13 protein-coding genes are annotated in these 12,536 nt (G+C 57.1%); 9 read left to right on the plus strand and 4 right to left on the minus strand.

Features of this window, described 5'->3' with window-relative positions; translation table 11 throughout:
• Positions 1 to 125: 125 nt before the first annotated feature.
• Both NLK58_RS14620 and NLK58_RS14625 read right to left on the minus strand, forming a co-directional pair.
• On the minus strand, positions 126 to 1,166 hold the full coding sequence (locus tag NLK58_RS14620) for a succinylglutamate desuccinylase (RefSeq protein ID WP_341581151.1): 1,041 nt from the start codon (positions 1,164 to 1,166) through the stop codon (positions 126 to 128).
• Positions 1,163 to 2,647, minus strand: coding sequence for a hypothetical protein (locus tag NLK58_RS14625; RefSeq protein WP_341581153.1), 1,485 nt, complete (start codon positions 2,645 to 2,647; stop codon positions 1,163 to 1,165). The genes NLK58_RS14620 and NLK58_RS14625 overlap by 4 nt, the downstream gene beginning before the upstream one ends.
• Positions 2,648 to 2,873: 226 nt before the next feature.
• Here NLK58_RS14625 and NLK58_RS14630 point away from each other — a divergent pair, with 226 nt between their 5' ends.
• The 7 genes from NLK58_RS14630 to NLK58_RS14660 all read left to right on the plus strand — a co-directional run bounded on the left by NLK58_RS14630 (position 2,874) and on the right by NLK58_RS14660 (position 7,673).
• Positions 2,874 to 3,989 (plus strand): ATPase domain-containing protein, encoded by a 1,116-nt coding sequence (locus NLK58_RS14630; RefSeq protein ID WP_341581155.1) that lies wholly within the window; start codon positions 2,874 to 2,876, stop codon positions 3,987 to 3,989.
• A 12-nt stretch (positions 3,990 to 4,001) separates the two neighbouring features.
• Positions 4,002 to 5,153: a GAF domain-containing protein gene (locus NLK58_RS14635; protein ID WP_117619160.1), complete on the plus strand. Its 1,152-nt coding sequence runs from the start codon at positions 4,002 to 4,004 to the stop codon at positions 5,151 to 5,153.
• Positions 5,154 to 5,173: 20 nt separating this feature from the next.
• Positions 5,174 to 5,779: an EAL domain-containing protein gene (locus tag NLK58_RS14640; RefSeq protein ID WP_264756449.1), complete on the plus strand. Its 606-nt coding sequence runs from the start codon at positions 5,174 to 5,176 to the stop codon at positions 5,777 to 5,779.
• Between the two features lie 480 nt (positions 5,780 to 6,259).
• A complete protein-coding gene (locus tag NLK58_RS14645) occupies positions 6,260 to 6,517 on the plus strand; it encodes a type II toxin-antitoxin system Phd/YefM family antitoxin (protein WP_117619162.1) in 258 nt (85 codons plus the stop codon).
• Positions 6,505 to 6,807 (plus strand): type II toxin-antitoxin system RelE/ParE family toxin, encoded by a 303-nt coding sequence (locus tag NLK58_RS14650; RefSeq protein ID WP_117619163.1) that lies wholly within the window; start codon positions 6,505 to 6,507, stop codon positions 6,805 to 6,807. The genes NLK58_RS14645 and NLK58_RS14650 overlap by 13 nt, the downstream gene beginning before the upstream one ends.
• A gap of 296 nt (positions 6,808 to 7,103) precedes the next feature.
• Positions 7,104 to 7,373: a type II toxin-antitoxin system Phd/YefM family antitoxin gene (locus tag NLK58_RS14655; protein WP_117619164.1), complete on the plus strand. Its 270-nt coding sequence runs from the start codon at positions 7,104 to 7,106 to the stop codon at positions 7,371 to 7,373.
• Complete coding sequence (locus tag NLK58_RS14660) at positions 7,374 to 7,673, plus strand: type II toxin-antitoxin system RelE/ParE family toxin (RefSeq protein ID WP_117619165.1); 300 nt, start codon at positions 7,374 to 7,376, stop codon at positions 7,671 to 7,673. It begins immediately after the preceding gene.
• A gap of 118 nt (positions 7,674 to 7,791) precedes the next feature.
• On the opposite strand, the gene NLK58_RS14665 is transcribed toward NLK58_RS14660, so the two are convergent.
• Complete coding sequence (locus NLK58_RS14665; RefSeq protein WP_117619166.1) at positions 7,792 to 8,322, minus strand: cytochrome b; 531 nt, start codon at positions 8,320 to 8,322, stop codon at positions 7,792 to 7,794.
• A 243-nt stretch (positions 8,323 to 8,565) separates the two neighbouring features.
• Here NLK58_RS14665 and NLK58_RS14670 point away from each other — a divergent pair, with 243 nt between their 5' ends.
• On the plus strand, positions 8,566 to 9,291 hold the full coding sequence (locus NLK58_RS14670; protein ID WP_117619167.1) for a response regulator: 726 nt from the start codon (positions 8,566 to 8,568) through the stop codon (positions 9,289 to 9,291).
• Positions 9,288 to 10,730: an ATP-binding protein gene (locus NLK58_RS14675; protein WP_341581159.1), complete on the plus strand. Its 1,443-nt coding sequence runs from the start codon at positions 9,288 to 9,290 to the stop codon at positions 10,728 to 10,730. Before NLK58_RS14670 ends, NLK58_RS14675 begins: the two co-directional genes overlap by 4 nt.
• 49 nt (positions 10,731 to 10,779) lie before the next feature.
• On the opposite strand, the gene NLK58_RS14680 is transcribed toward NLK58_RS14675, so the two are convergent.
• On the minus strand, positions 10,780 to 12,528 hold the full coding sequence (locus NLK58_RS14680; RefSeq protein WP_341581160.1) for a glycosyltransferase family 39 protein: 1,749 nt from the start codon (positions 12,526 to 12,528) through the stop codon (positions 10,780 to 10,782).
• Positions 12,529 to 12,536 lie beyond the last annotated feature (8 nt).

A 12,536-nucleotide genomic window follows, 5' to 3' on the forward strand; every position in this document is an offset into this window, starting at 1 on the left:
TTAAGTCCGACAGGCTGCTGGCTGGACCTAATCCGGGGTCAGGGTCAGTGCGTAGTAATGATTGCCAGGGAGTGGAAATGCCGGGTGCCTGAAGCCCGCAGCGTCGCTCTGGGACTCTTTGGATTCTAAAAAATGGGTTCGCCTGTTGCTTTGACCGCATAGAACAGGCAATCGCTCTTCGCAATAACCGGGTTGGTGGTAATCATAAAGGCTCTGATGGCCTGTGCGGGGTAGATCTGCCCATCCTTGACTCGAAGAACCTGCTCCATGTTTTCGGTCCGGTTGTGGCCGATCGCTGTGAGTATGCCGAGGCCTTTTTTTCCAATCCATCCCAGCGGCTCATCTGGGGAAACAATCCCGAAATTGCGGTGTTCGATGTCTGGCGGAAACGTGAGGTCAGCCTGACCGGTGGGCTCAAGGCGGTATTCTATGGTCGCTTCAGGCGCCAGTTCCACCCGAATCGGATTTCGCAGTACGGCGACGTCCCACTCCGCTTTTTCCAGTGACAACACGTCTGGTCTTGAGGCATACCGAACGAGTCCCTCGTACGCCAGTTGATGAGCTTGATCATCCTGGGACCCACCACACTCGATGGTTACCGTGGGCACCTCCTGTTCAGAATATTCCATCAGCGCACCCAGACGAAGATCCGTCATTATGAGGCGGTCGGTGTAGAGAGAGGTCAGCGCCTGATGGGCGGCGTCATTGGTGATGGTCACAGCGAAGGCCGGGCCTGTGCCTGAGGTGTTGTGCACGTCCAGCAGGCATTCGGGTTTCGCTTTGCGAAGCTCGTCCAGCATGGCCTCGGCAATCGCACCTTCTTCCCCTGCAAAGGGCTCTTTGAAACACCGGTTCAGGTCACGTCCTTCGGGCAGTTGGCGCAGTGAAAGCCTGGGTGGGATCTTCGCCGGATAGACGCCTCCCAGCAGAAACAGCATGTTGACCTCGGGCGTGTGCTGCTCAAGTAGCCACCGGTGAAGCGCAAACAGACCCGAAGGTTCATTACCGTGAAGAAGCGTTGCCATGGCTCGGGTGCGGGAGCGATCACGACCGGCAACACGAACAACCGTGGGCTTGTGCAGTCGGTCCAGCCACTCAAGGGGTGAGCGGCCCAGCGTCTGGGGTGACGGGTGATTCAGACAATCAAGAACGTTCGAGTTACTCACGGTGACAGTGTCCATTCATGGAGCGGAATGTTTTTCTTCTGGTTGGCCATGTACAGAGACAGCATACTCCGGAACGCCTCATCGGGGCTCAGGGACCTGAAAAAAGACTCGGTGATGTGGCGCTGCCACCGGGCGCCGGACATGTTGGTTTCAATGCGGCCTTCGATGATGCCCAGCAAGTGGTGGATTTCTGTCTCGTCCACGGCGGTTCGTTGCAGTGCTTCCCGGGCGCGGGGCAGCAGCTCACGGGCCACGGCCAACAGGGGCATATCCTGCAACTGAACCTGATCCTTGTGCGGCCAGATGATTTCTGCGCCGATGCCATATTTGGCGGCGCGGTAGAAATTGTGTTCGGTGTAATGGAAGGGGAGTATCGACGTCAGATGACGGATGTCATCGAGCACTGCCAACGCAGCGCCGATCACGAACAGTCCGTTCGCACACATATCCACTGCAGTCGGACCTGCAGGCATAGAACGAATCTCGATGCGTAGATGACCACCGTCTGAGGGATCAAAGATGGCCCGGTTCCAGGGCCAGGTGGTTCCCTGGTGCAGGCGCAGCTCGGCCAGTTCCGGTACTTCGCCACGATCAATCACGGCCATCGGATCTTCATCTGACATCAGTGGAATGATGGGGGGATACAGCGATGCGGAGGCCGCAAACAGTTCCCAGGCGCCGCGTGCCCAGCCGTTTCCGTAATAGACCCTTGGCGGGTGGCGCCAGGTTTTATGATTGGGGGGTCGGCTGTCGATGGATTGCTTGAACAGGGCAATACGGGTTTCGTCCCAGAGGTGGTGGCCAAACAGGCTGGGCGAATTGCTGGCCAGAGCGAGAACAATCGGCATGACCAGTTGGACTGCATTGAAATAGTCGGCGAAACGGTGGGCGGGGACACGCCAGTGCAGCTGGAACGAGGTATTGGCGCCTTCCATGGTGACGTCGTCGGCCACCAGATCTATGACATCGTTGCCGCCGATATGGATGCTGAATGGCTCGCCCCGTTGCTTGATCAGCGCGTTGGATAGCGCATGGTAGCGGGGTTCGTCTGTCATCGCCTTCGCGCCCATATCGGACTGCCGGAGTGTGGGCAGAATGCCGATTGGTACCAGTTCCCCATCCAGTGGTGCGGCGTGCTGGTCGATTCGTTTGATGGCAGCGAGCAGCTCTTGCTCTGTTCTGGCAAACGGAGTTCCCTTGAAAGCCTGGGGGCTGAGGTTGTATTCAAGATTGAAGCGATTGAGCTCAACCGTCAGTTGGGGATCCTGAACGCTGGCGGCGATTTCTGTGTTGATGGGTTGAACTCGCAGGTCAGGGTTTACGATGTAGAACTCGACCTCGGCTCCAATGGAACTCTCTCCCTCACCAAAGCCGGGCCGGTTCAGAAGGCGAGTGAGTGCTGTAAGGTCCGTCCGGACCTTGGCAGCAAAACGTTCAAACTCTTCCGCCGTAAATTCCGATTTTTTGATCGACAGTCCCACGGTAACGTCGTCTCTAGCGCGAACGTACCTTGATAGTAGTGGAAGATGCGCCCGGCAGCACCAGTTCCCCAGGCGATCCGTGCAGCGCTGGCCAGAATCGCACCACAGGGCCCCGCCAGATAGCAACACAATAACCGTGATTTTCTTCCGCACGGTTATTGTATGCTGTGGGCTCAATGGCTATGTTGGTCGCTCAATGTTCTGACATTTATCGAGGTTAATCTCAGTGACGTCACCAGAACAGCGCATTTCCACCGGTGTTCAAGGTCTGGATGAAATCGCCTACGGCGGCCTCCTTCCACAGCGAGCGTATCTGGTCAGAGGGGGACCGGGTGGCGGAAAGACGACCTTGTCCCTGCATTTTTTGGCCGCGGAAACCGAAGGCACCGGGCTCTATGTAAGTCTGGGCGAAAACGGTGGCCAGGTCCGCGCTCAGAGCCAGCAGTTAAAGATCCCCGATGGCAAAATTCAGTTTGCCGATGGCGTGCATTTCATGCGGTTGACCGACCGTGGCATGCAGGTATTCCCCCGACTCATCCCCGATAACAGGCAGGCTCCCTGTGACCCGGTCACTTTAAGTACCGGCGTCGAGGAAATCGACGCGCTTCTGGGCGGGGGAATTGAGCGTGGCACTGTGTCGGTTCTTTCCGGGCCGACAGGCGTAGGGAAAACAACTCTGGGTATGCAGATCATGCGCACAGCGGCGTTGCGAGGCGAGCGGGCCGTGGTGTACAGCTTTGAGGAACAGCCCCGTATTCTCAAGCACCGTTGCCGCAGCCTCAGCATGCCGCTGGACGATCTTCTGGAACAGGATCAGCTGCATATCGAGACCGTTGAGGCGGTGAGCTATTCCCCGGATGAGCTTTCGCATTCGGTTCGTGAAGAAGTTGAAATCAACAATACCCGCCTGGTCATGCTGGACAGCCTTTCCGGCTATAAACTGTCCGTGGGTCGCCTCTCGGTGGCGGGGGATGACGTGGTTGAACGACTCCACGCGCTGTGTCGGTATCTGGTCAGCCGTGGCGTAACCGTGCTGATTCTTAACGAAATTGCATCAATTGCCGGCAATGAGGTGCGAGCCACCGACTCCGGCATCAGCTATCTGGCCGATACCATCGTCATGCTGCGCTATGTGGAATTCAACAGCGAACTTCGCAAAACCATTGGCGTCCTTAAAAAGCGCACCAGTGATTTCGAAAGATCGTTGCGGGCATTCGAAATCACCCCCAATGGCCTGAATGTCGGCGAGCCGCTAAAAGGCCTCCAGGGCATTCTGCACGGGCAGCCTCATTTTGTGGATACCCACCGAAACCAGACAGCGCCCGAAGAAAAAACCATATAAGCGAAATACCTAATGGCGCAGATTCTTGTTTTACTTGGGCATTCCGGTAACAAGCGCTTGTTGTCCCAGATTCTGGAGAACCACGAGTTGCTTGGCCCCCAAAATGGCCTCATTCCGGACCGAAACTTTGACATGGTTATTGCGGATCTGGGGGCGCTTGTAAAGTGGCGGGACACGCTGGCAGCGCATCGTGAAGCGCAGGCGCCCGCCTTGATTCCTGTTCTGCTTGTGGTCAGGGAAAGCCAGCTAAGCCGGGCGAGAAGTACGCTGGACGGCCAGTTCGAGGATGTCGTGGTGTCCCCTCTGCGTGCGCCCGAGCTGATCGCCCGAATCGCAAACATGCTCCGGCTGCGGCAGTCCACCGTGGAACTGAGCCAGCGGGCCAATGAGAGCGAAAGCGCGCTGGAGAATATGGACCGGGCTTTCCGTATTTTCTCAGCCTGCAATGAGCTGGTGATTCGGGCCAAGACCGAAACGGAGCTTCTGGATGAGATGCTTGGGCAATTGGTGGGCGATCACGGTTATCGGTTCGCATGGTTCGGCATAGCGCAACACGATGAACAGAAGTCCGTTGAGGTGATTGCTCACTGTGGCGGCGCGGCGGAGTACCTGGAAAACATGCAACTCTCCTGGGGCGACAACGCCCAGGGGCAAGGCCCTGCTGGCAGCGCCATACGCCGCTGCCAGCCGGAAGTCTCGCAGAACTTGCACACCGACCCCCTTTTTGACCCCTGGCGGGGCAGCGCCGCCCAACACGGCATGAACTCAGTGCTGGCGTTACCTCTGCTGATCTCAGAGAACACGGTCGGTGTACTGGCACTTTATTCCGAAAAACCGAACGCCTTCGGAGAATCGGAAATAGAACTGATGTGGCGCCTGGCCAAAAACATCGCCCTTGGGCTAAGCGCGCTGCGCAGTCATCAGGCCCTGGATGCGGAAAAGGAGCGCGCCGAAGAGCGGGCCTACCGGGATGCCCTAACCAAATTGCCGAACCGTCAGTGGGTGCTGGAAGAGCTGGGCTCGCTGGAAGCGAAATCAGAGCGGGAGCAGGCCCACGCCGCTGTGCTCTTTATTGACCTGGACGGCTTCAAGAGAGTCAACGATGGCCTGGGTCACGAAGCAGGCGACTGCTTCGCTGGCCACAGGAAGATGGCACCCTGCTGAGCCCCGCCCACTTCATTCCAATGCTGGAGGAAAGCGGGCTCATCGTGCGCCTGGGAACCTGGATCATCAAGCAGGCCTGTCGCGATCTTCGCAAAGCACGGGAATTTGCTCCCAATCTACGCATGGCCGTGAACCTGTCTGTGCGCCAGCTATGGCAACCGACCTTGACCCAACAGATCCAGCAGACCATCCAGGATGAAGGGTTACCGCCCGGCGCACTGGAACTGGAAGTCACCGAATCGTCAATGATGAGCGATGTTCCCCGCATGGAAAGGATGCTGCACGAATTTCACGATCACGGATTTACCGTCGCCATCGACGACTTCGGAACCGGCTACTCGTCCCTCGCCAGACTTGCCTTCCTTCCGGTCAACACCCTGAAGCTGGACAAGTCCTTCCTGGATGACATGCACAAGAGCGACATGGCTCGCCAACTGGTGACCACCATCGTGCAAATGGCGGACAACCTGCGTTTGAATCTGGTGGCGGAAGGCATCGAAACAGACGACCAACTGCAAATGCTGGCGGAGCTTCAGTGCCCGCTCGGCCAGGGATTTCTGTTCACAAAACCTCTGCCATTTGATGCGCTGGTCACCTATCTCAAGACCCCATCCCGACTCTCTTAAGGCTGTACATCCATGTCTATGTTGGCTTCTTCTGATGGTACGCTTCAACAATACTGTATAGGCAGTCCTTCGGTGGAGCACACCATGAAAAGAGTCGATGCTAACTTCTGCATGCCAGTGCCAACGCCAGGTCAATCTGGAAAAGCACGGAATTAATTTCGAGGCCACCCAAAGGCTGTGGAAAGTTCCGTACTTGCTGGAAATCCGCGTAAAATCAGAGGGCGAGCCAATCATTGTTGCATTTTATATAGCTGAAACCACAGCATCCTTTGACGAAAGAAATGCAGCGATAGCTGAGCTTGGAAGCGTTATCAGAGAAATAGTTGAGTCAAACTGATATTGCATCAAGGCCATGCACCGGATGCCAAAATCTCCGCTTCGCTCCGGTTTTGTCACCGGTGATGGCGGGCGTTAGCTGTGATTGCCCCACCCGAATAGTGATACTATAGTGTCACTAATAGTCTGATTCAGGGAGAGCCGATGAAAGTTGAGCTTGTTACGAACCTCAAGCGCCAGGCCACGAAGATTCTGGCGGACCTGCATTTGTCAAAGGAGCCGATACTGATCACGGAGCATGGTCAGCCATCGGCCTATCTTGTCGATGTTCAGGATTACGAGTTTATGCAGCGCCGGCTTGAGCTGCTTGAGGGGCTCTCACGGGGAGAGCGTGCGGTACTTGAGGGAAGAACATGCAGCCAAAGTGAGGCCAGGGCGAAAATGAGTAAATGGCTGAAGTAATCTGGACGGAGCCCGCGCTTCAGGAACTGGACGCTATTGCCGAGTACGTTGATCTGGATAATCCTGCTGCCGCAAGCCATTTGGTCGAAGAAGTCTTCGATAAAACCGAGCGTTTGCAGGATTTTCCCCAATCCGGACGGATTCCTCCGGAGCTCCCCAATTCGGTATACAGAGAAGTAGTGGTGCCCCCTTGTCGAATTTTTTTTCGTGAAGATAAGAAACGGGTTCTCATACTCTGTGTTATGAGAGAGGAGCGGCAGCTTCGTGCATACATACTTGGGAGTAGCTAACCAGGTGCGCTTCGGCGCCATGCACCAAGGAGAGTGAAGTGCCAATAACCGGCGAGTGTTTTTGCGGTGAGGTGAGGAGGAGTCCATCCCATTGCTTACGTGGGAAATACTGCCCGATACAGCGACTCAGTATCATGAGCAGGGTCCCAGGAATGCATAACACAGGCACGGCGAAGGCTATTACTACATTGCGGCTTCGCCTCCATTCCGCAGCCGCGCGTGCTGTTGGCGTTTCTTGACCGCACCTGTTAACTGGTGCTAGTAGTTATACCAGTTCTGTCGATTTGGTGACTGCCATGCAAGTGAAATTTTCTGAGGATGTTATTCCTCTTTCAGACCTGAAGATTAATCCCGGAAAGGTGGTTGGTCGAGCTCAGGATACGCATCGTCCAATCCTGCTTACTAGCCGTGGCCGTGGTGTCGCTGTTGTTCAGGGGCTTGAGGATTACGAGCGAACCGCAGAGGAACTACGGTTCGTAAAGGCGGTGGCGCAAGGGCTCATGGACGTTCGTGAGGGCAACACTGTATCTTTGGAGGAAGCCAGGAAAACGCTAGGCATCAAGTAAATGGAATTACGCATCGCACAGTCTGCCCTTGAAGATTTGCAGGCTATTCAGGAGTACTACACAGAGCAGGATGTGCCGCATATTGGTGACGGGTATGTGACTGCTATTTTGGAGCACTCGGGAATGCTGAAGCATCATCCTGAGGCTGGCCGAGCTGTTCCTGAATTCAGTCTGGATCATATTCGAGAGTTGATTCACTCGCCTTTTCGAGTTGTTTACCTGAGGCAAGCCACCGAAGTTGTGCTTATTCGAATCTGGCGGAGTGAGAGACAACTCGAATTACCAGAAAACGAAACATAACCCATATGCGGGAGCTGTGCAGAGTTGCGTCCGAGGTCCGCGTCTTTCCTGTTGTCTCGTTGCAGCCTGTTGGCTACCGGTTTCAAAAAGGTGCCACAGAAATGTTGGTGGCTGTGGCCTACGATCCGGCCATACGCTTCATGATCCGGTCACCGAGCAGGTACTGGTGTGCCAGCGCTGCAGTCACATGCAATCCGATCATCAGCCAGAGCACGTTTGCCAGGACCTCATGGATGTCTTCGCCACTGTCTTCCAGCCACGCCACTTCCGGGCCGGAAGCAAAAACCGTCCACCCGAAGAAAGTGACAGTGTCTCCCTCCCCAAGGGCCGTCGCCAGCCCTGACAGAGGCATCAGAATCATCAGTGCATACAGAGCGAAATGCCCCCACTTTGCCATGGTCGCCCAGTGTGCAGGCGCTGTAAGGCGCGACCGGTTCAGCCATCGCCACAAACCACGAAATACCACCAGCGCGAACAATGCCAGCCCCACACTCTGATGCCAGGCCATCAAGGAGGCCTCCGAGAGGCTATCCTCCAGAGCCTCGAACCACACCTCGCTGCCGAGCATGGCCAGCAGCAGGACTGCCATAATCCAGTGCAAGGCACGGGAAACGGCACCGTAACGGCTTCCAGCGTCCATCATTGTCATCGTCGATCTCCTTCAGAATGTTGGCGAACTCCCCCTCCAGGGCTCTCGCGCTAATTACGGCGTATCAGTCCCGGTGCGAGCTATTGCACCAGAAAAACGTCGCAGAATTGTCTCGGGTGGCAGCCGAATTTGTCGCAAATTGTCTCAACAGCCTGAATTGGGATGATTTTTGACAACCTCATGCCCATGCCCCGCGATGACTCCCCTATAATCGGGACAGTGAGTACACAGACGGAGTAATGAGTGAGCACTTCTCCCACGATTCTGGTGGTCGACGACCACCGAGACATTCGCGACCTGGTAGGCCGTTATCTGCAGGAACACGGGCTGCGCGTGCTCCTGGCCGATGGTGGGGATGCCTTGAAGCGCCAGCTGAGAGACCACTCTGTGGACCTGGTCGTGCTGGACATCATGATGCCGGGAGAGGATGGCCTGACTCTCTGCCGCTACCTGCGCGAACACACCGGGTTGCCCGTTATTCTGCTGACCGCCATGAGCGAGGAGACCGATCGCATCGTCGGCCTGGAAATGGGCGCCGACGACTACCTGACCAAACCCTTCAATCCGCGGGAGCTTCTGGCCCGCATTAAGGCGGTTCTGCGCCGCACCATCGCGCTACCACCCCAACGCAGCCCGATGGCCGGGCAGTGCCTGTCATTCGAGGGCTGGACCCTGGACGTCGATCGCCATCAACTGATCGATCCCGAAGGCGTCGAAGTGTCTCTCAGCACCGCCGAATACAAGTTGCTGCTGGCCTTTCTGGAGCACGCCGGTCGGGTGTTGTCCCGGGATCAGCTCATGGACCTGACCCTCGGCAGGGAAGCAGACGCCTTCGATCGCAGTATCGATAATCATGTCAGCCGGCTACGCCGGAAAATCGATCCGGACCCCCGCAACCCCCGGCTGATCAAGACCATCTGGGGGGGCGGGTACCAATGGATTGCCAGCGTGGGAGGCGCAGGGCAATGAAGTTGTGGCCCCGGCGTGCCGGCGGGCAGCTGGCACTCTTGCTGATCCTGGTGCTGCTGGTGGCACAGATCATCACCATCGCGATTCTGGCCGGAGAGCGACAGGGCGCTCTGCGCAGCGCCAGCCTCGAACATGTGCTGCAACGGGTTACGGATGCCTACACCCTGCTAGACACTACCGACCCGGAGCGGCAGGAACGCATATTACGGGCACTTTCCAGCCCCTCCCTGCAGCTTTCCATCGATCCGTCAGCGCATCTCACCAATGACCTGTCCCCAACAATGACTGAGCAACTGGCTATAGAGTTGGGTCTGCCCCGGGAGCAGGTGAGAGCCGCAATGGAAGCCGATAAACAGGAATGTTTGTCATGGCACGAATCGGAGCAGGATGAACATGACGAACGCGCGAAACACGATGACCATGAGCAGCATCTAGAGGATGAAGAGCGCCGGGAACACCGCAAGGAAAGAGAAGAGGAGCGGCAAGAGAAACGACAAGAGTGCCCGCCCATTCTGAGCGTGTCCCTGGCATTGCCCACGGGGCAGTGGGTCAACGCCCGGGCTCAGCCGCCTGCACCCTCGTGGCTCTGGCTCAAGGCAACGCTCACCAGTGTAGGCATTACTGCCATACTGCTGATACTCACGCTCCTGCTGGCTATCCGCCACATTCTGCGCCCCGTTAACGAACTGAGTAATGCCGCCCATGCCTTCGGGCGTGGTGAAAAGGTCCGGATTCCGGAGCGTGGTCCTGAAGATATTCGCGAAGTAACGCGCGCCTTCAATCAGATGCAGCATCAGGTCAGCCGCGCGCAGGAAGACAGGGGGCGCCTGCTGGCGGCCCTCGCCCACGATCTGCGTACACCTATTACCTCCATGCGGCTGCGGGTGGAAATGCTGCCTGAAGGCGAGGACCGGGACCGCCTGCTCGAGACCCTGCAGGAGATGCAGCACCTGGCCGAAGCCACCCTGGATTTCATTCGTGGCAGCACTACTGAACAACACCGGCGTTATGATTTGGCCACCCTGCTGGACAGTCTCTGTGGTGATCTGCAGGAGATGGGGATGGCCGTAGAGTACGAGGACAGCCCACGATGCGTCCTTCAGGGGCAGCCGGAAGCCGTCAAACGCGCCCTGCGCAACCTGATCGAGAACGCGGTGAACTACGGGCAGCGGGCCGTGGTGAAACTCGACGCCACAGAAAAAGAGGCTGTCATCACCATCACCGACCAGGGCCCGGGCATCCCGGAAGCCGAACGCGAACGGGTATTCCAGCCCTTCTACCGCCTGGAACAATCCCGCAGTCGTGAAACTGGCGGCGCCGGCCTGGGGCTGGCCATCGCACGCACCCTGATTCGTGGCATGGGAGGAGACATTCGGCTCGATACCGGCTCGGAAGACCAGGGTTTGCAGGTTTCGGTGACGCTGCCAAAAACCGGGTAGATCCGATTAAAACAGAACGTCCGCCCGTGCAAATCCCGGCGCATCCGGCTCAGTCTTGCCAACTACCGGGAGTGCGCGTGGTAAACCGTTTAACCTTGTCTGGCGGCGCGCAGCTGGGCTTCATTTGTTGATCACCCAGTAAAAGATAGTTTTCCCGGTGAGCTGTTCCCAGAGGGATAGCACCTTCTTTGGTGAAGCACTGCAACTCAATCTGATCCGCCACGATGAGATAGCTATCTGCGGTTTCGTTCATCCACAGCCATGCGTTGCGATTTTCCTGTTCAAGGCCGGTGAAATAGCTGAAGTGGGTGAAATCGAGCCTGGAGAACAGGATAAATTGTTCCCGGAAATCGATCATGCCGAGTTGCGCATCGGCGGGAATGCTCCGTTCCGCAGCCGCGAGGATATTGCGAGGCGTGCGCAAAGGTTCCAGAACCCGGTAACCCCAGGTTGTGTATAGCAGCCAGCTGATCATCATGGCCACGAATAGGCGCCCCAGCGCATTAGAGCGCCAGAACACCGCAAGGCTGACCAACCATGCCAGGCCAACGCTGAAAACCAGTGTCCCGGCCTCATGCAGCCGCGCCGGGTCTCGGCTGTAGTCCGCCACTTTTTCGACCAGCCTGGGATGATCGTTCCAGGCCATGACTCCGACGACGACCAGGGCTGTGGCCAACAGAAAATGCAGTCCCGTGAGAACGGCCGGAAACCAGCGGGCTGGTTGCTGAGTGCTCAACACCGGCGCAAGACACAGGGCGAACATGGGCAATGCCGGCAGAATATAGACCCCCCGCTTGCCGGGGCTGATGCTGAAAAACACCACAACCAGGGCGACCCAGACCAACAGAACGGGAAGGACCGGGTTTCGCCGGATGGCTCCCGCAAGGGGGCGTACTAATGCAAGCAACAGTAACGGCAGAGGAAACCACAGCGAGGGGATAGCATTGGTCAGGTAGTAATACCAGGGCTGGATATGGCCCCAGGAGTCGGCATATCGTTCGCCGGTTTGCTTGAACAGAATGTTATTCCTGTAGGCAAGGGCTTCTTCTGTACCCAGGTTGTTCACGTAGAGCACCATTGGGATCAGCCAGGCCGCAACGACGGCTATCATGGCCAGCGGACCGAGCGCACAGCGCCAGGTAAGTGTGTCGGAAAAAAGCTGGCGGTTCCGGAGCCCGAGTATCAGGATCGGGATAAACATGAATGCGGGCAGGAAGCCGACACCTTTGGTAATGATTCCAAGGCCCATGAATGCCCAGGCCACGAAGTACCAGCCCCAGGCCGGTCCGGTGAAAAAATGCCGGATCAGGCCATAGGAGGCGACGGTAATCCAGGCCGCAACCATGGCATCTATCTGGGCCTTCTGGGCCTGAATCAGGAACTGCGGTGCCAGCAACAACAGCAATACGGCAATCGTGCCGGTACGCTGGTTCCATAGCCGCGTGCCTAGATCAAAAACCAGTCCCAGGGTTAGCAGGCTGCTAAGCGCATTTGGCAACAGGAAGGCGACTTTCAGGCTGCCAGTTAACCAATAGAACAGGGCAATGCTCCACATGAAGACCGGAGGCTTGTCCGGATAGAACTCGCCACCTCTCATGGGAATCAGCCACTGTCCGGAAGCCACCATTTCCCGGGCAACTTCGGCAAAGCGGGGTTCATCGGCCGGCCAGGGTGAGCGCAGGCCGATACCGGTGAAGATCATCACTGTGGCAAATGCCAGCAGCACGAGCAGTAGCCGGTTCCGCGAAAGGTTGAAAAGGTATTCAGGGAGATGGCGAACGAAAGGCGATGCGGGCATGGTCGGTC

Origin of the sequence: Marinobacter metalliresistant, from assembly GCF_038098645.1 — a bacterium.
Classification (GTDB): domain Bacteria; phylum Pseudomonadota; class Gammaproteobacteria; order Pseudomonadales; family Oleiphilaceae; genus Marinobacter; species Marinobacter metalliresistant.

Bases quoted from the DNA above. Each gene is read 5' to 3' on its own strand.
- NLK58_RS14680 (WP_341581160.1), bottom strand. From the start codon at position 12,528: ATGCCCGCATCGCCTTTCGTTCGCCATCTCCCTGAATACCTTTTCAAC.
- NLK58_RS14665 (WP_117619166.1), bottom strand. From the start codon at position 8,322: ATGACAATGATGGACGCTGGAAGCCGTTACGGTGCCGTTTCCCGTGCC.
- NLK58_RS14640 (WP_264756449.1), top strand. From the start codon at position 5,174: ATGCTGGAGGAAAGCGGGCTCATCGTGCGCCTGGGAACCTGGATCATC.
- NLK58_RS14675 (WP_341581159.1), top strand. From the start codon at position 9,288: ATGAAGTTGTGGCCCCGGCGTGCCGGCGGGCAGCTGGCACTCTTGCTG.
- NLK58_RS14635 (WP_117619160.1), top strand. From the start codon at position 4,002: ATGGCGCAGATTCTTGTTTTACTTGGGCATTCCGGTAACAAGCGCTTG.
- NLK58_RS14660 (WP_117619165.1), top strand. From the start codon at position 7,374: ATGGAATTACGCATCGCACAGTCTGCCCTTGAAGATTTGCAGGCTATT.
- NLK58_RS14650 (WP_117619163.1), top strand. From the start codon at position 6,505: ATGGCTGAAGTAATCTGGACGGAGCCCGCGCTTCAGGAACTGGACGCT.
- NLK58_RS14655 (WP_117619164.1), top strand. From the start codon at position 7,104: ATGCAAGTGAAATTTTCTGAGGATGTTATTCCTCTTTCAGACCTGAAG.
- NLK58_RS14645 (WP_117619162.1), top strand. From the start codon at position 6,260: ATGAAAGTTGAGCTTGTTACGAACCTCAAGCGCCAGGCCACGAAGATT.